Annotated in this window: 17 protein-coding genes and 1 riboswitch; of the genes, 7 read left to right on the forward strand and 10 right to left on the reverse strand. The window is 73.3% G+C overall.

Annotated elements, in window-relative coordinates; translation table 11 throughout:
• Window positions 1–107: 107 nt before the first annotated feature.
• Window positions 108–950, reverse strand: coding sequence for a SigB/SigF/SigG family RNA polymerase sigma factor (locus ACIQFZ_RS29680; RefSeq protein ID WP_402692634.1), 843 nt, complete (start codon window positions 948–950; stop codon window positions 108–110).
• Window positions 951–1,508: 558 nt separating this feature from the next.
• Between ACIQFZ_RS29680 and ACIQFZ_RS29685 the strand changes: the two genes are divergently transcribed.
• Both ACIQFZ_RS29685 and ACIQFZ_RS29690 read left to right on the forward strand, forming a co-directional pair.
• Window positions 1,509–3,008, forward strand: a complete 1,500-nt coding sequence (locus ACIQFZ_RS29685) for an MFS transporter (RefSeq protein WP_402692635.1) — start codon at window positions 1,509–1,511, stop codon at window positions 3,006–3,008.
• Between the two features lie 110 nt (window positions 3,009–3,118).
• On the forward strand, window positions 3,119–3,292 hold the full coding sequence (locus tag ACIQFZ_RS29690; protein WP_365429237.1) for a CsbD family protein: 174 nt from the start codon (window positions 3,119–3,121) through the stop codon (window positions 3,290–3,292).
• 33 nt (window positions 3,293–3,325) lie between these two features.
• Here the strand turns inward: ACIQFZ_RS29690 and ACIQFZ_RS29695 are convergent, their stop codons facing one another.
• From ACIQFZ_RS29695 to ACIQFZ_RS29710, 4 genes are all read right to left on the reverse strand, one after another.
• A complete protein-coding gene (locus ACIQFZ_RS29695) occupies window positions 3,326–5,032 on the reverse strand; it encodes an MFS transporter (RefSeq protein ID WP_402692661.1) in 1,707 nt (568 codons plus the stop codon).
• Window positions 5,033–5,115: 83 nt separating this feature from the next.
• The gene (locus ACIQFZ_RS29700; protein ID WP_383059635.1) at window positions 5,116–5,619 is read right to left on the reverse strand and encodes a MarR family winged helix-turn-helix transcriptional regulator; all 504 of its coding nucleotides are present in this window, start codon (window positions 5,617–5,619) and stop codon (window positions 5,116–5,118) included.
• Between the two features lie 136 nt (window positions 5,620–5,755).
• Window positions 5,756–6,292, reverse strand: a complete 537-nt coding sequence (locus tag ACIQFZ_RS29705) for a hypothetical protein (RefSeq protein WP_365429231.1) — start codon at window positions 6,290–6,292, stop codon at window positions 5,756–5,758.
• A gap of 60 nt (window positions 6,293–6,352) precedes the next feature.
• Window positions 6,353–6,898, reverse strand: coding sequence for a DoxX family protein (locus tag ACIQFZ_RS29710; RefSeq protein ID WP_365429228.1), 546 nt, complete (start codon window positions 6,896–6,898; stop codon window positions 6,353–6,355).
• A 256-nt stretch (window positions 6,899–7,154) separates the two neighbouring features.
• Between ACIQFZ_RS29710 and ACIQFZ_RS29715 the strand changes: the two genes are divergently transcribed.
• Together ACIQFZ_RS29715 and ACIQFZ_RS29720 are read left to right on the forward strand one after the other, a co-directional pair.
• Window positions 7,155–7,718: a hemerythrin domain-containing protein gene (locus ACIQFZ_RS29715; RefSeq protein WP_365429225.1), complete on the forward strand. Its 564-nt coding sequence runs from the start codon at window positions 7,155–7,157 to the stop codon at window positions 7,716–7,718.
• Window positions 7,719–8,040: 322 nt separating this feature from the next.
• On the forward strand, window positions 8,041–9,657 hold the full coding sequence (locus ACIQFZ_RS29720; RefSeq protein WP_402692636.1) for a N,N-dimethylformamidase beta subunit family domain-containing protein: 1,617 nt from the start codon (window positions 8,041–8,043) through the stop codon (window positions 9,655–9,657).
• 23 nt (window positions 9,658–9,680) lie between these two features.
• Here the strand turns inward: ACIQFZ_RS29720 and ACIQFZ_RS29725 are convergent, their stop codons facing one another.
• A complete protein-coding gene (locus tag ACIQFZ_RS29725) occupies window positions 9,681–10,073 on the reverse strand; it encodes an STAS domain-containing protein (RefSeq protein WP_402692637.1) in 393 nt (130 codons plus the stop codon).
• Window positions 10,074–10,267: 194 nt separating this feature from the next.
• Here ACIQFZ_RS29725 and ACIQFZ_RS29730 point away from each other — a divergent pair, with 194 nt between their 5' ends.
• Complete coding sequence (locus tag ACIQFZ_RS29730) at window positions 10,268–11,539, forward strand: PP2C family protein-serine/threonine phosphatase (protein WP_365429217.1); 1,272 nt, start codon at window positions 10,268–10,270, stop codon at window positions 11,537–11,539.
• A gap of 686 nt (window positions 11,540–12,225) precedes the next feature.
• Window positions 12,226–13,218, forward strand: a complete 993-nt coding sequence (locus tag ACIQFZ_RS29735; RefSeq protein ID WP_402692638.1) for a hypothetical protein — start codon at window positions 12,226–12,228, stop codon at window positions 13,216–13,218.
• A gap of 27 nt (window positions 13,219–13,245) precedes the next feature.
• Here ACIQFZ_RS29735 and ACIQFZ_RS29740 read toward each other — a convergent pair whose 3' ends face one another.
• From ACIQFZ_RS29740 to ACIQFZ_RS29750, 3 genes are all read right to left on the reverse strand, one after another.
• Window positions 13,246–13,617: a hypothetical protein gene (locus ACIQFZ_RS29740; RefSeq protein WP_402692639.1), complete on the reverse strand. Its 372-nt coding sequence runs from the start codon at window positions 13,615–13,617 to the stop codon at window positions 13,246–13,248.
• 365 nt (window positions 13,618–13,982) lie between these two features.
• On the reverse strand, window positions 13,983–14,195 hold the full coding sequence (locus tag ACIQFZ_RS29745) for a hypothetical protein (RefSeq protein ID WP_365431212.1): 213 nt from the start codon (window positions 14,193–14,195) through the stop codon (window positions 13,983–13,985).
• Between the two features lie 654 nt (window positions 14,196–14,849).
• Complete coding sequence (locus ACIQFZ_RS29750) at window positions 14,850–16,355, reverse strand: PP2C family protein-serine/threonine phosphatase (protein WP_402692640.1); 1,506 nt, start codon at window positions 16,353–16,355, stop codon at window positions 14,850–14,852.
• A gap of 42 nt (window positions 16,356–16,397) precedes the next feature.
• Between ACIQFZ_RS29750 and ACIQFZ_RS29755 the strand changes: the two genes are divergently transcribed.
• Entirely contained in the window at window positions 16,398–17,210 is an 813-nt protein-coding gene (locus ACIQFZ_RS29755; protein WP_402692641.1) for an SAM-dependent methyltransferase, read from the forward strand.
• A 59-nt stretch (window positions 17,211–17,269) separates the two neighbouring features.
• On the opposite strand, the gene ACIQFZ_RS29760 is transcribed toward ACIQFZ_RS29755, so the two are convergent.
• Window positions 17,270–19,129: an NlpC/P60 family protein gene (locus tag ACIQFZ_RS29760; RefSeq protein ID WP_402692642.1), complete on the reverse strand. Its 1,860-nt coding sequence runs from the start codon at window positions 19,127–19,129 to the stop codon at window positions 17,270–17,272.
• Between the two features lie 8 nt (window positions 19,130–19,137).
• Window positions 19,138–19,312: riboswitch (cyclic di-AMP (ydaO/yuaA leader) on the reverse strand.
• Window positions 19,313–19,436: the final 124 nt, after the last annotated feature.

Consider the following 19,436-nt stretch of genomic DNA (forward strand, 5'->3'; position numbering starts at 1 on the left):
TACGAGGACTTCCGCCCGGCACGCCGAGAGCACGCACCAGACGCCGCGGAGCCGCCCTTCGGGCGACGACGGGAATGTGACGACAGGACCTAGGGGCCGGCCGTGGTTCAGCGGTTGGTCAGCAGGCCCTGCCGCAGCCGGCCCAGCAGGCGGTTGAGCAGGCGGGACACATGCATCTGGGAGATGCCCAGGCGCTCCCCGATCTGTGCCTGGGTGAGTTCCTCGACGAACCGCATGTGGATGATCAGCCGGTCCCGTTCCTCGAGTTCCGCGAGCAGCGGAGCCAGGCTGTGGATGTCCTCCACGAGTTCCATGCCGGTGTCCTCGGCGCCGATGAAGTCGGCGAGGACGTTCTCGCCCTCCTCGCTGCCGCTGACGGCGGCGTCGAGGGAGGAGGAGGTGTAGCCGTTGGAGGCCACCATCGCGTCGAGGACCTCCTGCTCGGGCAGGTTCATCAGCTCCGCGAGCTCCGCGGTCGTGGGCTTGCGGCCCAGCCGGCTGCCGAGCTCCTCGGTGGCCTTGGCCAACTCGACGCGGGCCTCCTGCAACCGGCGCGGGACGTGCACGGCCCAGGACGTGTCGCGGAAGAAGCGCTTGATCTCACCGACGATGTACGGCACGGCGAAGGACGTGAACTCCACCTCGCGGGCGAGCTCGAACCGGTCGATCGCCTTGATCAGCCCGATCATGCCGACCTGGGCGATGTCCTCCATCTCCTGCGGGCCCCGGCTGCGGAAGCGGCCGGCCGCATAGCGGACCAGGGACATGTTCATCTCGATCAGCGTGTTGCGGGCGTACTGGTGCTCGGGCGTGCCCTCCTCCAGCCTCGCCAGCCGTTCGAAGAACAGGCGTGACAGGGCCCGCGCGTCGGTGGGCGCGAGCTTTGAGGGGTCGGCCACCTCCGGCAGCTCCGTACGAGCCCGCGCCTTCGCCTCCGTGGTCACCGCCATCGTGCGGCCCTCCCTCTCAGCCGGAACATCCTCAGTACGCGTCCACCTTGTTGATCAAGGCGGACGCCGCAGCGCCTACCCCAGTGCGTAAACCTCACACCCACATATTTCCCCCTCTCGCGCCGACGCGCCTGCCGAGCCGGGGTGGGAGAGACCTTCCGGCGGGTGGTGCCGCCCGGGTGCGGCACGGCCGGGTCGGCGCACGGGAAGCGCCGGGCGATCTCCTCCGGGCCGTCGAACAGGAGCGTGTCGGCGGAGACGTACAGCCGCAGGCCGGCGACGGGTTTTGAGCCCGCGGATCGCGTCAACGGGGACTGTATGGGCCGGCCGTGGGAACGGGCGGCGGCCGGGGTACGCGAACGGCAGCCGTCGGAGATGTGGGGCCGCTCCCCGCGGTCGGGCCCGCGCCGCGAACGCGGCCGCCGACGCACCTTGCCGCGGCGCGGGGGCGGTGTTCGACCGTGAGTGGCGGGGAACGCGGCTGGAGCCCGTGGATGCCGACCGCCGGTGCGTGCTGCGGCGTCAACCGGGAGGAGCCTTCGTGAACGAGGAGCCTTCGTGACCAGGGACGCGCGGGCAGGCGGACGCACCGGCGATACGGCGGGACGCGATCCGAGGCGCTGGAAGGCCCTGTGGGTCACGCTCGCCACCGGATTCATGAGCCTGCTCGACGTGACGATCGTGGCTGTGGCACTGCCGTCGATGCAGCGGTACCTGAGCGCTTCGCCGGCCGCCGTGCAGTGGGTCGTCTCCGGCTACGCCCTGTCGTTCGCCCTCGCCCTGGTCCCGGCGGGCCGGCTCGGCGACGCCATGGGACGGCGCAGGATCTTCCTGTGGTCCCTGGCCGGCTTCGTGGTCTGCAGCGCCGGAGCGGGCGCCGCGCCCACGATCTCCTGGCTCGTCGTGGCCCGGATCGCGCAGGGCGCCTGCGCGGGCTGCCTCGCCCCGCAGAACTCGGCGCTGATCCAGCAGATGTTCCGCGGGGCCGAGCGAGGCCGCGCCTTCGGCCTCTTCGGCGCCACGGTCGGCATCTCCAGCGCGGTGGGACCCGTCACCGGAGGCCTGATCCTGGCACTGGCGCACGGTACCCAGGGGTGGCGCTGGATCTTCTACGTCAACGTGCCGATCGGCGCGGTCGCGCTGCTGCTGGGCCTCCGGCTGCTGCCCCGCGTGGCGCGCGGCCGCCGGGAGAGCCTGGACCTGCCGGGCGTGGTCCTGCTGGGCGCCGGGGTCCTGGGCCTGATGCTGCCCCTGGTGTTCGCCGACAGCGGGGGACTGCGCCGGCTGTGGTGGCTGTTCCCGGTGGGCCTGGCACTCCTGGTGGCCTTCGCCCGCTGGGAGGGGTGGGTCGCGGCGCGGGACGGCCGGCCGCTGCTGGATCCACGGCTGCTGACCTGCACGCGCGGCTACGCGGCGGGCACGTCGCTGGGCGCGCTGTACTTCGTGGGGTTCAGCGGGGTGTGGCTGGTGTTCGCCCTGTTCTTCCAGGACGGCCTCGGCTACGAGCCGCTGGACTCCGGTCTCGCGGTGACCCCGTTCGCCATCGGTTCGGCGGCCGCGGCGGTGGTCTCGGGCCGGCTGGTGGAGCGGTTCGGGCGGCTGCTGACCCTCTGGGGGCTGGTCACCGTCGTCATCGGGCTGGGGGCCACCGCGCTGATCCTGCGGTCGGCTCCGCCGGGCGCGGAGGCGTGGTGGGCCGCGCCCGCCCTGTTCGTGGGCGGCGTGGGCAGCGGCTGCGTCATCTCCCCGAACGTGACCATGACGCTGAGTGACGTGCCGGTGCGGATGGCCGGGGCCGCGGGCGGCGCCCTGCAGACCGGGCAGCGGCTCGGGGGCGCGGTGGGCACGGCGGCCCTGCCGGGCCTCTTCTACATGGTGCTCGCGGCGAACGGCAAGGACTACCACGATGCCGTCGCCCTCGCCGTGGGCTGCGCCCTCGTGGCCCTGCTGGGGGCCCTGGCGCTCGCTGTCCTCGACCTCCGCCGCGACCGGCACCCCCGTGGCCGGCGCGATGCGCGTGGGGTCCGCGCAGAGCACACCCGTGCGGGCCACGGCTGACACAAGCCGGTCACTCGTCGTGATCGGGAGCGTGATCGGGAGGTTTGCCCGCCGCCCCGCCGAGCACCCGAAACGTGAGACCGACAGCGATGTGCTTGGAGTGAGCGACAGTGGCTGGTGACCAGAAGGGCAAGGCCAAGAAGGAACAGATGAAGGGCAAGGCCAAGGAGACGGTCGGCCGCGCGGTGGGCAACGAGAAGATGACCGCCGAGGGACAGGCCGAGAAGGCCAAGGGCAACGCCCGCCAGGCCAAGGAGAAGACGAAGGACGTCTTCAAGAAGTGACCCCGGCGGACGAGGACGACGACCCGAGCGCCCTCAGCGGGACCCCTGCTCGTCGAGCGAGGGTCCCGCCGGCGTCTTCCCGGGCAGTGGGGCCGGTCGCAGGGCCCCTTCGTCGGGCAGCCGGTGACGGCCGCGCAGCGCCGAGGCCACCGCGGAGACGAGGGCCATCGCGGCGGCGACGCCGAAGACGATGGTCAGACCGTGGTGGAAGGGCCCGGAGACCAACTGCGGGAAGAACGTGTGCCCGGTCAGGGACTGCTGTTGCGCCGCGGACAGCCGATCGAGCGTTCCGCTCGGTCCGAGCAGGTGCTGCACCGGGTTGTCGCCGAGGAACGTGGCGAACAGCGTGCTCACCGGCGGAAGCGAGGCGGCGTGCTCGGCGGCGGCCGCCGGGACGCCGTGCGCCCGCAGCCCGTCGCCCAACGCCGACGGCAGGGAGGACGCGAGCCCGGAGATCATCAGCGAGAAGAACACGCCGATGGACAGCGCGGTGCCGGAGTTCTGGAAGGTGGAGCGCATGCCCGAGGCCACGCCCCGGTACTCCGGCGGCACGCTGCCCATGATCGACGATGTGTTGGGCGCCGAGAACATGCCCTGCCCGAACCCGCTGACCAGCAGCAGCGCCGCGAACGGCCCGTAGGCGAAGTCCACCGGCAGGGCCAGCAGTCCGAGGAAGGACGCGGTCACCAGCAGCAGGCCGGTCGTGGAGAACAGCCGGGCGCCGAACCGGTCGGAGAGATAGCCGGAGACGGGACCGGCGAGCAGGAACCCCAGCGTCAGCGGGAGCATGAACATGCCCGCCCACAGCGGGGTGTCCTCGAAGTCGTAGCCGTGCAGGGGCAGCCAGATGCCCTGGAGCCAGATGATGAGCATGAACTGCAGCCCGCCGCGCGCGATCGCGGTCAGCAGTGCGGCCAGATTGCCTGCGGCGAACGCCCGCACTCGGAACAGCGCGAGGTGGAACATGGGCTCGGGGACGGGGGTCCCCCCTGCTCGAGCGAAGCCGAGAGCTTGGGGGCGTGTCTCGATGAAGCAGAACAGGATCAGCAGGAAGCAGCCGCCCACCAGCCCGGCGAGGACCCACGGGTTGCCCCAGCCGGTGGCGTTCCCGCCGTAGGGCTGGATGCCGTAGGTGATCGCGGCGAGCAGGATCCCGGCACCCGCGGCGAAGGTGAGGTTGCCCGGCCAGTCCATGCGGCCGCGCCGCCCCGGCGCCGTCTCCCGCAGGCTCAGGTAGGACCAGATGGTGCCGCCCACGCTGATGGGGACGCTCACCCAGAACACGGCACGCCAGTCGACGGTGGCGAGCAGCCCGCCCGCGAGCAGCCCGAGGAACTGGCCGGCCAGCGCGGTGATCTGGTTGACGCCGAGGGCCATCCCGCGCTGCCCGGCGGGGAAGGCGTCGGTGAGGATGGCGGCCGAGTTCGCGGTGAGCATCGAGCCGCCGAAGGCCTGCACCACCCGCCACAGGATCAGCCACAGCGCCCCGGCCCCGGCCCTGAACGGGTCGAGGGACAGTGCGACGGACGCGCAGGCGAAGACCAGGAACCCCAGGTTGTAGATGCGCACCCGGCCGAACATGTCGCCGAGCCGGCCGAGTACGACCACCAGCACGGCCGAGACCAGCAGATAGCCCAGGATCATCCACAGCAGATAGCTGATGTTGCCCGGCGCGAGCGGGTCGAGCCCGATGCCGCGGAAGATCGCCGGCAGCGAGATGATCACGATCGAGGCGTCCATCGTGGCGATCAGCACGCCGAGTGTGGTGTTCGACAGGGCGACCCACTTGTAGCCGGGGCCCACGGCGGCGGGCGTGCGGGGGGTCACAGCCGTTCCGCCAGCCGGTCGAGCAGGGGCAGCGCGGCGGCGAGCGTGCGCTGTTCCCGCGGTGTGAGCTCCGCGATGACGTCGGCGAGCCGGCGTACGGATTCGGTGCGCCGCGCGGCCAGCATGTCGCGCCCGGCGGCGGTGACGGCCACCACGCAACGGCGCCGGTCGACGGCATGGGGGGAGCGCAGGACCAGTTCGCGCTGTTCGAGTGAGGCGAGGGTCGCCGCCATCGCCTGCGGCCTGACGCGTTCCAGTTCGGCCAGCGAGCCCGGCGAGTCCGGGCCGTCGGCGGCGAGCCGGGCCAGCACCGACATGCCGGACAGCGACACGTCACCCACCGCGTGCGCCTGCCGCAGCCGCCGCGTGATCCGGGCGACGACCACGCGCAGATCGGAGGCGAGGGGAGCTGTGCCTTCCGTGCCTTCGGGGCCTGCTGTGTCTTCCGCGCTTTCCGGGGGGCCGGCCGCTGTGCCGGCACCGGCCTGTTCGACGTCCACGTAGTAACAATAGGTTTATCAGTCTGGACTGTTGAACCAAGCGTGGGTAATCGTTGGGCCATGCACGCACATGGGCCGCGGTCAGCGGCCCGTGGCCGCGGGTCCCTTGTCCCCCGAGTGGCACCGCGGGTGCGGATCAGCGGTCCCGGAAGACCTCCGCGGCCTGGAGCCTGCGCAGTTCCTCGACGACGCGCCGCTGCCGCCGGGCCCGTTCGAGCAGGTTGTCGAGCTGGTCGCGGTCCAGGCGCGTGTCGCGGTCGGCGAGCCCGCGCAGGACCTCCCACACGCAGGCCTTGCCCTGCACGCCCATCTGCAGCAGCTCCAGCTCCAGCAGGGAGGTCAGCGGAGAACGCCGGATCAGGCCGCCGTTGCTCTTCAGCCGCGCGGCCCGTTCGCCGAGGCGGCCGGCGTACACCTTGTAGCGCCGTACGGGTATCCGGAGCCGGCGCATGATCTCCAGCAGGCTCCTGCGGTCCTCGGCGATCTCGGCCGCGATCGGGCCCATCGCGTCGCCGATCTCCGAGCCCCGGTACGCCACGGCGAGGTGGCGGGAGCGGTCCGTACCCGCGGTGGCGCCCGCCAGGTGGTCGTTGAGATAGATCCCGAGCAGGTCGTGACCGGACTGCCCGGTGAACACCGGAAGGCGGCCCCCGGCGCGGGCGTTCTCGTTCATCGCGTGTCCTCCTCGTCGCGGGAGCCGCGGTCCTCGCCGTTCAGCCGCGGCCCTCGCCGTTCATGCGCCGTTCCGGGCGGGCAGCCTGGCGCGCAGGCCGCCGACCGCGGCGGCCGGGCGAGCTGTGGCCCGTACCGAGCGGCGCACCAGCCGCGCCTCGCGCCGCAGTTCGTGGGCCGTGTGACGGCCGCGCCACAGCAGGGACGGCGCGCCGCCGGTGTCGTCGGCCGCGATCAGCAGACCGCCCAGCATGGACAGGTTCTTCAGGAAGTGAATGCGCTGCTGGACGCGCCCGGCGTCGTCCTCCGCCTCCCAGAAGCGGTGTCCGGCCAGGGTGGTGGGCACCAGCGTCGCGGCCAGGGCCACGGCCGACAGGCGCGGAAACCGCCCCAGGCCGAGCAGCACGCCCGCCACGACCTGGACGCCGCCGCTCAGCCGCACGACCTGCTCGGTGCGGTCCGGCAGTACCGCCACCCGCTCGGTGATCGGCCGTACGACGGGTTCGGCGGCCGTCGCCACCGCCTCGGGACTGCGGAGGGAGTTCATGCCTCCGGCGACGAACATGGAGGCGAGCAGAGGACGACCGGCCACGCGCAGCAGACTCATGATCCTCTCCCAGGGGTGAGGGGGTGAGGGGGTGAGGGGGTGAGGGGGTGAGGGGGTGAGGGGGTGAGGGGGTAAGGGGCGAGGGGCGAGGGGTGTGACAGGTGTATGCGGCGTCAGCCCGGGTTCCCGGGCCACGCGAGGGCAATCGGGCCGGGCGTGACCCGCGCCCGCTCGGCGGTGTGCCGGCGCCCGACGCGGGAACCCGGCGGCGGTCCAGCGGTACGACCCGCAATGCCCAGCAGCAAGGAGCCCCGCCATGGGACACGGCGGAGACGTCATTCGGGAACTGACCACCGACCACCGCGAGGTGGAGGAGATCTTCGCGCAGATGGAGGCCCTCCCGGTGGGGAACGCGCGGCGCAAGGACCTCGCCGACCAGGCCACCATCGAACTGGTCCGCCACTGCGTGGCCGAGGAGATGTACCTGTACCCGGTGGTGCGTCACTACGTCCGGGACGGCGACGCGATCGCGGACCGGGAGATCGAGGACCACGCGGAGGCCGAGCGGACCATGAAGGACCTGGAGGGCCGCGGCGCGGACGACCCGCGGTTCGACGAACTCGTCGGCCGCCTGATGCGGGAGATCCGCGAGCACGTCACCGACGAGGAGCAGAACATCTTCCCCCTGCTGCGGGAGGCCACCGGGCCCGAGGACCTGGAACAGCTCGGCGAGAAGGTGCGCTCGGCGAAGAAGACCGCACCGACCCGACCGCACCCCGCCGCTCCGGACAGGCCGCCCGTGAACAAGCTCCTCGCGCCCGGCGCGGGACTGGTCGACCGGATCCGGGACTCCGTCACCGGACGCGGCAAGACCGACTGAGGACAGGCGCCCGGCCGGCAGCGCGCAGAACGACCGGCAACGCGCAGACCACCTCGCTCACGGGGCCGTCAGGACCGTCACCGGCCGACGGCCCCGCGGCCATGCCCGTACGCGCGCCTGTGCCACGGGCGCACCCGGCGGGCGGTACTCACGGCCCGTATCCGAGGCCCGCACAGCCCGCACCCGGCGGTCCAGGTCCGCCGCGTCCGCGGTCGTCGCGCCCGGTGTGCGCGGGCCGTGCGGACCCCCGCCGCAGCCGCTACTTTCGACGAAGGCGCGTCGGAATCCGCGGGGAGGGTCCGTTCACCCCCAGGGAGGCGATGTGAGCCCGCATCACGCACAGGAGCACACGGGGGACACGGAGAACACGGGAGACGCGGGGGCGGAGCGCACGGGAAAGGGCTCCGGGCACGGCGGCCCGGCCCGCAGGCAGTTCCTCGGCCTGTGCGCCGGGGCCGGACTGGGCGCGGCGGCAGCCGCCTGCGACCCCACGTCCGCGAACCGGCCGTCCCCCGCGGCGGACAGCCGCCGTCCGGAGGCGGACCGGGGCCGCCCGGGGACCCGGGACTGGCGGATCGGCTCCCTCGGCCCGCCGGACGCGGTGGCCGGCTACACCGATCGGATCAGCGTCACGCCGGGCCAGGCGTGCGGCCTGCACGTGTCGACCACGGCGTCCTCCTTCCGCGTCTCCGCCTTCCGCGTCGGCTGGTACGGGGGCAGCCAGGCCCGGCTCGTGTGGCGCTCCGGTCCGGTGCGCGGACGCGCACAGCCGGCCGCCCGGACGCTGTCGGCCACCCGCACCGTCCGCGCCGACTGGCCGCGCACCCTGGCCTTCGGCACCGAGGGCTGGCCCGAAGGTGCCTACCTGTTGCGCCTGGACGCCGACCACGGCCATCAGCGGTACGTCCCGCTGATCGTGCGCTCCACACACGGCGCCGGCCGCACCGTACTCCTGCACGCCCCGGCGACCTGGCAGGCGTACAACCGGTGGGGCGGTTCCAGCCTGTACTCCGGGGCCTCCGGCGCGTACGCGACCCGCTCCCTGGCCGTCACTTTCGACCGGCCCTACGACGCGAACGGCGCCGAGAAGTTCCTGGTGTACGAATGGGCGGCCGTGGTCCTCGCCGAACGCCTCGGCATACCCCTCGCGTACACCACCGGAACCGATCTGCACGACGACCCCGGCGTGCTGCGCGGCGCCACCGCGCTCGTCTGCCTGGGCCACGACGAATACTGGACGCCCGAGCAGCGCCGGCACGTCGCCGAGGCCCGTGACGCGGGCACCAACGTGGCCTTCCTCGGCGCCAACACCTGCTTCCGCCGGGTCCGCCTGGAAGGGGGCGGGGCGGGGGCCGGGCGCACCGTGGTCTGCTACAAGTCCTCCTACCGGGACGACCCCTGCTATCCGTCTCGCCCGGCCCTGGTCACCACCGACTTCCGGCAGGCCCCGGGCGCCGACCCCGAGTCGTCCCTCACCGGGGTCCTGTACGAGGGCTATCCGGTGGACGCCCCCTACGTCGTGCACGCGGCGGACCACTGGCTGTACGGGGGAACGGGAGCCCGCCCCGGCGAGAGCTTCGACCACCTGGTCGGAGTGGAGTACGACCGGGTCACCCCCGGCTCGCCCGTGTCCGAACCGCTGGAGATCATTGCGCACTCGCCACTGGTGTGCGCCGGCGCCCGCAGCCACAGCGACTCGGCGTACTACACGGTGCCCAGCGGGGCGGGCGTCTTCGCCACCGGCACCATGCGCTGGGTGGAGGCGCTGATGGCCGGCACCCCCGAAGGGGGCCGCGACCACGGCATGGACGCCCGCACCCGGGCCTTCGTCACCCGTACCACGGAGAACCTGCTGCGCGCCTTCGCCGAGGGCCCCGCGGCCCGGCATCGGCCGGCACCCCGCCCCAACACGCGGCAGGTGTACGGGACACCGGGGTGACCCGATCTTTCCGGCCGTACGGGTCAGCGGGCCTCCAGAGCCGCCTCCAGGGTGGGGTAGCAGGGTATGAGCGTGTCCAAGCCGACGAGTTGGAGCACGCGCAGGACGGCCTCCTGCGGTGCGGCCAGGCGCAGCCGGGTGCCACCCGCCTGTGCGGCCCGGTGGGCGGCGATGAGGGCGTTGATCCCGCTGGAGTCCATGAAGGTCACGTCACGGAGGTCGACCACCGTGCCGGGGGCGGTCTCCGGGCAGGACAGCAGGGCGTCGCGGAGCTGTGCGCTGCAGTCGAGGTCGACCTCTCCGGCGAGGGCCACGACGCAGCTCCCGTCGTCGGCCGTGGTACGGGTGATCAGCAGCCGCTCGGGCACCGCCGGTCCCTCGGTCTCTGCCACACTGCCCTCACTTCTCGTGAACATCCGGCCATGGTCAGGGGGGTGTTGGCCATGATGTTAGGGCTTTGTGAAGTCCATGGTGGCTGGACGTTCAGGGAGCCCGGCGGGCATCGACTCTCCACGGCCCGGTGCACCACCCCTCACCTCGGTAAAGAATCCGCTCGGGCAGTCCCGGCGCCGCGGGTCGCTACCCGCCGATGCTCGCCCGCGATGCTGGGATGAATCCGGCAGAACGGGAGAAAGGGGTCGTGGTGGAAGGCGAGTTGGTGTCGGGCCCCGGGAGTGCCGCGACGGACCGCTTCGCATTGGACCGGCGGGCGGTCGCCGCGATCGGCACGACCCTCGACGACCGCAGGACGGCGGCCGAACTCGCCGCCTTCCTGGTCGACGAGCTGTGCGACTCCGCGACCGTCGATCTCTACGGCCCGCAGGAGGGCCACCGTGAACCGGACGAGTCCCTGCGCTCCGCCGCCGTGGCCGGGCGGCGCGACCTCCTCGACAGCCTGGAGAAGGCCCCGCGCGATCAGGTCTCCGTCCGCGCCCTGGACGCGGGCCACCCGATCACGGCCTCGTCCACCCATGGCGGCGCGGCCCTGGTGACCCTCTCGGTGCCGCTGCTTGCCTGGGACCGGGTCTACGGGGTCGTGCTCGTCCTGCGGGCCGGCCGGCCCTTCGACGACCACGAGACGGCGGCCGTCCACTACGCGGCACGGCTGGCCGCCGCGCACATGCGGCACGCGGAGGAGCAGCGCGAGGCAGGCCCGAGGGTGTGGGACCTGCGGAAGGTGCTGCCGGCCGACCCGGAGCGTACACACCCCGACGTGGAGCTGGCGGCCCGTCACATGCCCTGCGGCACGGGCGGGCGCGTGGGCGGCGACTGGTACGAGACGCTGCACCTGCATTCCGGCCGCGTCCTGCTGGTCGTCGGTGACGTCATGGGCCGCGGCCTGGACGCGGCGGTCGACATGAACGCCTACCGCTCGACGCTGCGGGGCGTCGCCTCCACCGACCTCGCGCCGCACGGCATCCTGCGCAGGCTGGACGCCATGATGTCCGCGGAGAGCGGCCGCCGCCCGGCGACCTGTCTGCTGGCCCTGCTGGACCCGGCGGACGGCACGGCCCTGTTCGCGAGCGCGGGGCACCTGCCGCCGGTCCTCTTCCACCACGACGGCACGGCCGGTCCGGTCCCGCTGCGGGTGGGTCCTCCGATCGGCACCGGACCCGGCACCGGGCTCGCCGCCCACGAGGCGACGAGGCTGCCCCTCGCACCGGACGACACGCTGGTCATGTTCACCTACGGGCTGATCGAGCGGCGCGGCGAGGACATCGACACCTCGCTCGCCCGGCTTTCGGGCCTGCGGACGGGGCCCGGTACGGAAGCCGGCGAACTCCTGGACGGCATCGTCGGCGAATTCCTGTGCGCCCCGGGCTCCGGCCAGGCGGGCGACGACGTCGCGGTGCTCGCGGCCCGCCTGCGCCCTCGCCCGTGAGAAGCCCGGCCATGGCCATGGTGACGGTGTCTCCGATGAGGCCGGCCGGACCCGCGTGATGGTCGACGGGACCCGGCGTGATACCCGGGGCGCGCCGTCGCCGGTCCGGCTGCCGGTGGTGGACGCCGCCGTGCCGCCCCACATCGTCTTCCGCCGGGCGGGGGCGCCCGCCGGTTTTTGTTCAGGGCGGGTCCGGCGTGGCGGCCGACTGAGACCGGCGGGGTGGCTGGCGGGACCCGCCGCGGCGGTGGCGTGATGCCCGGGGCGCGCCGTCGCCGGTCCGGCTGCCGGCGGTGGACGCCGCCGTGCCGGCCTGCGAGGGCGCTCTCCGTCCCCGTCCACCGCGAGCGCCGTCAAGGCGGGCCGGCCCGGCCACCGACGCGGAAGGGGAGGCGCGCACCGACGCGCGCACCGGCGCCGCCGCCCAACCGCCGTGGCCCACCGGGGACAATCGACCAGCGTCACCGGTCCTGCCGACCGCCACGCGCAGGATCGCCGGCGAGGCGCGCGGCCCGACCGGCCGCCGATCCGCCGTCGGAGCCGTTGGCTGATGCCGTGCCGCCGTCGCCTGCGACCAAGCCTCCGGCCAGGGGGCGGCCGTCAAGGCGAGCGCGTGGTGCCGGACCGGCCACGGGTTATTGGCCGCCCGTTGGGCTGCCTTCCTTCGCGGGCGGACACTGGAGGGCATGACCGATGGGCAGGAACGCGCGGCACGCCCGGTAGGGCGCAGAGCCGTCCTGCTGGGTATGGCGGGAACGCTGCTCGGGACGGCGGGCTGCACGGGCGCCGCATCGGAACCGAAGTCGGCCGCCTCCGGCACCCCCGCGTCCCCGGCGAACACTGGGGCGGCTCTTCCCCGTACCACCCCGTGGCGCCCCACCTCCGCCGAGATCCACCCGGAGGTGAAACGGCGGGCGGTCGACCTGGTCGCGGCGATCGGCGCCTGGCCCGCCGGCGGGGGCGGCGCGTCCGCGGCCCGTTCCAGAGTGGCCGCACAGGGCCTGCCGACCACTCTCGTGGCGCAGGCGGGGCCGCTGCTGCCGTCCGCCGACGAGGCGGTGGTGCAGGTGGTGGACGCCCAGTACGGGGGGATCCTCGCCGACTCGGCGAGCGTGCTGGTGGTGTGCCGGCAGTGGACGCGGCACGGCGGCGCCGTCCGGGCGGGCGGGACCACGGTCGACGTACGTCTGGCGCGGTCCCGGACCGGATGGACGGCCACCGCGTTGCACCCGGCCCGACCGGGCGCCCCGGAGGCCTCGCCGTCGAGCGGGGTACGGCGGGTGCTGGCGGACTCCCGGATCGTGCTGCCACCGGCGGCGGAGGCCGACCTGCGAAGCGGTCAGGTCCACGACAGCGTGCTCAACGCGATGCTGCGTCTGGCGGGGACGTACCGGATGTATGTCAGCGTGGTCCGCTCGGGGCACCCGCTGGTCGTCTTCGGCACCAGCCGGCCCAGCGACCACCCGCGTGGGCGCGCTTTCGACGTGTGGCAGATCGACGGCCACGCGGTCGTCGACCCGGCCACTTCCCGCCCCCTCGTCGAACGCTTCATGCGCGACGCGGCGGCCGCCGGTTCCTACAACGTCGGCGGCCCCGTCCTGCTCTCCGGCAGCACCCCGAACCAGTTCTTCAGCGACGCCACCCACCACGACCACGTACACATCGGCTTCCGCAGCTGAAGAGGACCCCCGCCGGCCGGGAGAAGCTCAGCCGGCATCCGGCGGCTCTGCTTCTGTCGGTGCGTCACGGCTCACGGTCAACGACCAACGCACCGCTGGGGACGCCTCGACGGCCACGACCCCGCTGCGCTCCACCCCGGAGACGGCGAACTCGTTGGAGATGGTGCTGACCTGGTCAGCACCGCACTCCAGAGGGAAGGAGACGTGCACAGGCTTCACCGCCACAGTGATCTTCCCCTGGCCCTGACAGCTCACCGCGATGGTGAGAGCGTCACCTTTCTTGCCCTGGCTGTAGGGAACGGCGGCGTTCCCCGTCGTCACCTTCTGGCGGCCGGCGAGTGATGCGCCCGGGTCCAGCTCCGGCGGCTTCCGCAGGGAGGACTGCGTGGTGTCGGCCACGGTGCCGGCCGTTGCCGGGCCCGGTGTCGTGGAGGCCTGGGGCCGCGTGGGCTGCCCGGCGTCCGAATGATCCGTGGTGCACGCGGAGACGGACAGGAGCACCGTGGCACACGCGATACTCACCGCCGCGCGGGTTCGGCAAGACATATCAGCTCTCCGAGACAGCCCAGCCGTCGTAAGGCGGCGTGCGGATGATGACGTTGCTTCGCTGTCCGGCCGGCAGCTGTCGAGATCATGTCAGTGCTGCCGGCGAACCACCAGCCTTTCGTCTCCTTTCTGATCAAGACCTGAGCTGGGCCGATCAACCTGCCGCCGCCGTGAGCGCGGTCCCTCGGCGGTCGCGCTCGCGCCGGCCCGCCGGCCGGTCAGGACAGTGCCAGCATGAGTGCGGCCGCCACGGTGAGGGCCGCCAGCGGCAGCATGACCAGGCGTGCGCGCTCCCACCAGGCCGGCCAGCCGACGCCGCTCCGGTGCCAGGGGCGATCGACGCGGAACCCGGCGTCCGGAACGGTGAGGGCCCGGCCGGAGCCGAGCAGCGAGCGGCACCAGGGGCATTCGCCGTCCTCCCACGCTTCCATGCCGCGCTCAACGACCCCCCCGGGGCCGGGCAACGCCCACGCCCACCATCGTGATGCCGCCGTCACCGAGCCGTGAGCAAGCGGTGCCCCGGGCGGTCCGGACCGGGCCCCGGGGAACAGCCCGGCCTCTTCTTCGCCCGGCTTCACAGGCCCGGGAGCCCCCGCGGCACCGGCACCGCGGGGACCGCGGGCACGACCCGCTCCGCCCCTTCCGGCGGCGGCTCTCCGGAACCGACGCCCCAAGGCCGCAGCAACGGCGTGACAGGCTCCCGCCCCGCGGACGCCCCGGCCGGTGGCGGCGCGCCGGCGTCCGCGAAGGACGCCCACTGCACTTCGGACGGTTCGGGCGCGTGCCGCCCGGTGGCCCGCGGTGGCGCCAGGTCCACGGCGCGGGGCGGCGAGTGGACCGGTGACTGGTTCGACGGCCCGCCAGTCGGTTCCGCGCAGGGCTGTTCCGCGGGGAGGTGGCCGGACGAGCGCGGCACGGCCCGAGAAGTGCTCTCCATGCCGGAGCAAACGGTGCTTGCGCCGCTTGCGTACGCCTCTTGCCGCAACCCCTCACCACATCAGGTGAGGACACCGCTCGAACGGCCGCCTCCGCTCATGCGACAAGCAGCCCAGGACGGCAGTCCGACGGGCCCTCCCCGGCCCCCGTCAGTTCTTCCCGGGGGTCAGCTCGGCCAGCAGAAGTGTCCGGTCGTCCGTGACGTCGTCGGCGCCGTCGTGACCGGAGTCGGCCAGCAGCCGCCGGCACAGCGACGGCAGGGCGTCCGGGTGCGCGGCGTTCGGGTGCGCGACGTGCGGTACGTCGTCGGTCCCGGCGTCCAGGGCGCCGGCGAGACGCGCGATGCCCTGGTCGATGTCATGGGTGCGGGACTCGACCAGACCATCGCTGTAGAGCAGCAGCAGGGTCGGCTCGGACAGGTGCAGCACGGTCGGCTCGTAGGGGCTCGTGGCCAGCCCCAGGGGGAGACCGGCGGAGGCGAGGACGACCGGCGCCGCCGGGCGGCCGGGACCGCGGATCAGGGGCGGTGGATGGCCGGCGCCGACGAACGTGCAGGTGTGCAGTTCCGCGTCCCACTCCGCGTAGATGCAGGTGGCGAAGGAGGCGCCGGGCGTCGTGCCGGCGACGGCGTCCAGCCGGTCCATGAGCTCGGCCGGGGTGATGTCGAGCGCCGCGAGGGTACGGACGGCGGTCCGCAACTGGATCATGGCCACGGCGGACTCCGGCCCGTGTCCCATGGCGTCGCCCACGATCAGGGCCAGTCGCCGGTCCCCTCGGGGCAGCACGTCGTACCAGTCGCCGCCGATGACGTTGTCCTGCCCGGCGGGCCGGTAGCCGTGCGCGACCCGGCAGCTCTGGAAGGCCTGCCCGGTCTCCGGGAGCAGGCTGCGGCGGATGGCCAGCGCCGTGCGGCGTTCGCGTTCGTAGCGGCGGGCGTTGTCGAGGGCGACGCAGGCCCGGGCGCCGAGCGACTCCACCGCCACCGCCTCGCCGCGGGTGAAGGGGGCCTTGCCCGGACCGCGTGTGCAGGCGATGAAGCCGACCGCCGCGCCGCGCAGCCGCAGCGGGACGATGAGGAACGAGGCGCTGCGCAGCAGGGCGTCCACGCCGGCGTCGTCCGGGTCGGTGCTGCGCAGCCTCTCGAAGGTGTGCCGGTCGACGCCGTCTAGCAGTTGGGTCTGTCCGGTGGCCAAGGCGCGCGCGTACGGCGTGTGGCGGGGGAAGACCAGCACCTCCCCGACCGGCAGCAGGTGCTCCCAGTCCTCCGAGGTGTCCGACCCTATGCGCAGGGCGAGCCGGCGCGCCTCGATCTGCGGCGGGTCGGCCGCCGTGCGCGAGTGCTCCTCCAGCAGCCAGCGCTGGAGCAGGTACACCGAGGCCGCGTCGCAGAAACCCGGGGCGAGCGCGTGCACGACATGACGGCCGGTCAGGTGCAGGTCGAGCTCGGAGCCGATGGCGTCGGTCGCGGGGGAGAAGTACGAACGGCGGCGGAGCGGCCCTGTGGGGGGTGGATCTTCGGGCCGGCTGCGTTCTGTGTTCCGCAGGATCGTGTGCCTTCCGGGTGGGGCCGGTGGGCCGGAGGTCCGGTGGCGCGGGGACGGACAGGCCGGTCGGACCGGTCGGGCGGTACGGCGTCGTATGCCACTGGCAACCATATGATGCACAGTCAAGGTCGTTTAATAGCAGGGGAGTTGGTCATGCGGGACGGGGACGGACTGCCGCGGGGCGTGGATCCGGGCAAGGCCAGCGTGGCCCGGATGTACGACGCCATGCTGGGCGGCGAGCACAACTTCGCCATAGACCGGGAGGCGGTGGCCGCCGTCACGGCGATCGATCCCCAGGTGCGCACCCTGGCCCGCGCCAACCGTGCCTTCCTGGGCCGCGCCGTGCGGTTCCTCGTGGACGCGGGGGTGCGCCAGTTCATCGACCTCGGCTCCGGGATCCCCACCCAGGGCAATGTGCACGAGGTCGCGCAGGCCGGCAGTCCCGGGGCCAAGGTGGTGTACGTGGACAACGACCCGGTCGCGGTCGCCCACAGCGAGGCCCTGCTCGCCGACAACCCGGACGCGGCGATCGTGGCCGCCGACATCCGTGATCCCGCGGGGATACTCTCCGCGCCGCAGGTGCGCAAGCTCATCGACTTCGAGGAACCTGTCGCCGTCCTGATGATCACGATCCTGCACTTCGTCACACCGCAGGAGGACCCGGGCGGCATCGTGGCCGCCTTCCGGGACGCGCTGCCCGCGGACGGCTGGCTGGCCCTGACCCACGCCACGGACGAGGACCGCCCGGACACGGCCGCGGCCGTCGGGCAGTTGTACCGCGACCGGGCCACCTCGCCGGTCACGGCACGCTCCCACGACGAGATCAAGTCCCTCTTCGACGGCTTCGACCTGGCGGAGCCGGGGCTGGTCTACGTCCCGCTGTGGCGCCCGGACCGGGACGAGGAGATCCCGGAGGACCCGTCCCAGTTCTGGGTGTACGCCGGAGTGGGCCGCAAGGACGCGTGAACGGCGGGTGGGGAGGCTCCGGCTCCCCGGACCTCCCCACCCGTGGCGGCCGTGACGGCTCAGGCCGGCCGTATCGCGCTGTGGATGGCCCGCGGGCCCGCGAAGAAGATCGACTCCTCGCGTATCGAAGCGCCCGGACTCGGGGCGTGGACCATGGTGCCGTTGCCCGCGTACAGGCCCACGTGGCTGACCTCGCCGTAGAAGAAGATCAGGTCCCCCGGCTCCAGTTCGGCGAGCTGGACCGCCGCGCCGGAGCCGACTTGTTCGTGGGTGGTACGGGGCAGGGCCACCCCGGCGGCCCGCCAGGCGGCCTGGGTGAGACTCGAGCAGTCGTAGGAGCCCGGACCGGTGGCTCCCCACACGCACGGCTTGCCGATCTGGGCGCGGGCGAAGGCCAGCGCCTTGGCGGCCTTCCGCTCGTAGGCCGAGACCGGGCTGTCGCCGACGCCGACGCTGGGTCCGGCAGCGGGTTCGGGGCCGGTGGCGGCTCCGGCCTCGCCCGCCGCTCCCGGGCCGCCGGCCTGGCTGGCGTCGAAGAGCGAGTTGCCGTCCAGCGGCGGGGTCGTGTCGAACAGTCCCGTGGCGTGCTGCTGCCACTGGGCCGCCTCCGGCTGAGGCGCGGGCCGGGGCTCCTCGGCCGGGCGCGCCCCCACGACGGCGGGCGGCGGCGCGCTCTGTTGCGCGGCGTGCCGGGACAGCATCTCGCCGGCCCGGGCGAGCTTGTTCCGCGTCCGCTCCTTGGCAGGCCGCTGCTCCGCGGCCTGCCGGTGGCGTGCGACCGGGGCACCCGCCCCGCCGACCGCCTCACGCCCCGCCTCGGCCACGCCCACAAACCCCGCGACGGTGCCCGCGTCCGGGGTCGCAGCGCTCGGGCTTCCGGTGCTGAGCACCTCCATGGCCCCAGTGGCCGACGCCTCCAAGGCCCCGGCGGATAGCGCCTCCATGGTGCTGGTGGGTGGCGCCTGCATGATGTCGGCGGGCAGTACTTCCATGCTGCCGGTGGGCGGTGCCTGCATAGTGCCGATGGGCGGCGGCTGCATGATGCCGACGGGGAGTACTCCCATGGTGCCGGTGGACGGCGCTTCCATGGTTCCCGCCGGGAGCGCCCCTGTGGTCCTGTTCGGCAGCGAGTCCATGGTGCCGGTGGGCGGGGGCTGCATGGTCCTGTTGGGCAACACTCCCATGCTGCCGGTGGGCGGTGCCTGCGTGATGTCGGCGGGGAGGACTCCCATGGTGCCCGTGGGCGGCTGCATGGTCTTGGTGGGCAGTACTTCCATGCTGCCGGTTGATGGCGCCTGCATGACGTCGGCGGGGAGGACTCCCATGCTGCCGGTGGGCGGCGGCTGCATGGTCCTGCTGGGCAGTACTTCCATGGTGCCGGTGGGCGCCGGTCCCGCCGTCCCGGTGGCCGGCGGTTCCATGGAGCGGGCGGTCAGCTCCGCCACGGGGGAGGCGGCCGCGGTGCGTGCGGGGGGCGACTCCGGTGGGGCGGTGTCCCGGACCGCCGCCGGCAGTTCGGGTACCGGGCCCACCGGGCCGGCGGTCAGCTCCGGCCGAGGCGCCCTGCCCGCCTCGAGGCCCAGTCCCTCGCGGACATCCGCCGGACGCCTACTCGGCGCGGTGGCAGGGGAGTTGGCCGGGTTGGGCATACGGTCCGGCGGCAGGACCGCGGGCATGGTCGGACCCAACTGGGCGCGCCCCACGTCGAACCACTTCCTGGCCACCCGGTCGAGCGCCGGATCGGATCCCCCGGAACCGCTCCAGGCAGCCGAACCGCGCCGCGTACGTGCGCTCTTGCTCATCGCGCGGGTGGCGTTGAAATTCCCCGTGGCGTTCTCCGCCTGGTCGTAGAGACTGCTGATCCGCTGCTGGACCTCGGCGCGGCTGGGCCTGTCGTCGCTCGGTCGTTCCCGCGTCAAGAAAGACGCACTCCTCCCATGGGCCGCCTACCGGTTCTGCTCTCGGCATCGGGCGGACGTTCTGTGGAAGGCGTGCCCTACGGCCCTTGTCCGGACGGACAGTTGAGCCGCTTCACCCCGAGGTTGGTCGGTTCCCCGGCTCCGGCCGCTGTGGGGGCGTACCGGACTCGGCGGAGGTCGCACGATCCGGCGCGACTCGCCGGAGGCAATCGTGCGGCCTGTTCGTCAACTTAGCGAACATGTGTGCCTGGTGTGAAGATTGAAGCGTGGAATGTCCGATACGTATTCGTGACCTTCCCGTGAGGTG

Source organism: Streptomyces sp. NPDC093064, from assembly GCF_044754605.1.
Classification (GTDB): domain Bacteria; phylum Actinomycetota; class Actinomycetes; order Streptomycetales; family Streptomycetaceae; genus Streptomyces.

Excerpts from the sequence above, each read along its gene's own strand:
- ACIQFZ_RS29680 (WP_402692634.1), bottom strand. The coding sequence starts at position 950 with ATGGCGGTGACCACGGAGGCGAAGGCGCGGGCTCGTACGGAGCTGCCG.
- ACIQFZ_RS29695 (WP_402692661.1), bottom strand. The coding sequence starts at position 5,032 with ATGGACGCCTCGATCGTGATCATCTCGCTGCCGGCGATCTTCCGCGGC.
- ACIQFZ_RS29705 (WP_365429231.1), bottom strand. The coding sequence starts at position 6,292 with ATGAACGAGAACGCCCGCGCCGGGGGCCGCCTTCCGGTGTTCACCGGG.
- ACIQFZ_RS29710 (WP_365429228.1), bottom strand. The coding sequence starts at position 6,898 with ATGAGTCTGCTGCGCGTGGCCGGTCGTCCTCTGCTCGCCTCCATGTTC.
- ACIQFZ_RS29715 (WP_365429225.1), top strand. The coding sequence starts at position 7,155 with ATGGGACACGGCGGAGACGTCATTCGGGAACTGACCACCGACCACCGC.
- ACIQFZ_RS29725 (WP_402692637.1), bottom strand. The coding sequence starts at position 10,073 with ATGTTCACGAGAAGTGAGGGCAGTGTGGCAGAGACCGAGGGACCGGCG.
- ACIQFZ_RS29730 (WP_365429217.1), top strand. The coding sequence starts at position 10,268 with ATGAATCCGGCAGAACGGGAGAAAGGGGTCGTGGTGGAAGGCGAGTTG.
- ACIQFZ_RS29735 (WP_402692638.1), top strand. The coding sequence starts at position 12,226 with ATGACCGATGGGCAGGAACGCGCGGCACGCCCGGTAGGGCGCAGAGCC.
- ACIQFZ_RS29745 (WP_365431212.1), bottom strand. The coding sequence starts at position 14,195 with ATGGAAGCGTGGGAGGACGGCGAATGCCCCTGGTGCCGCTCGCTGCTC.
- ACIQFZ_RS29750 (WP_402692640.1), bottom strand. The coding sequence starts at position 16,355 with ATGGTTGCCAGTGGCATACGACGCCGTACCGCCCGACCGGTCCGACCG.
- ACIQFZ_RS29755 (WP_402692641.1), top strand. The coding sequence starts at position 16,398 with ATGCGGGACGGGGACGGACTGCCGCGGGGCGTGGATCCGGGCAAGGCC.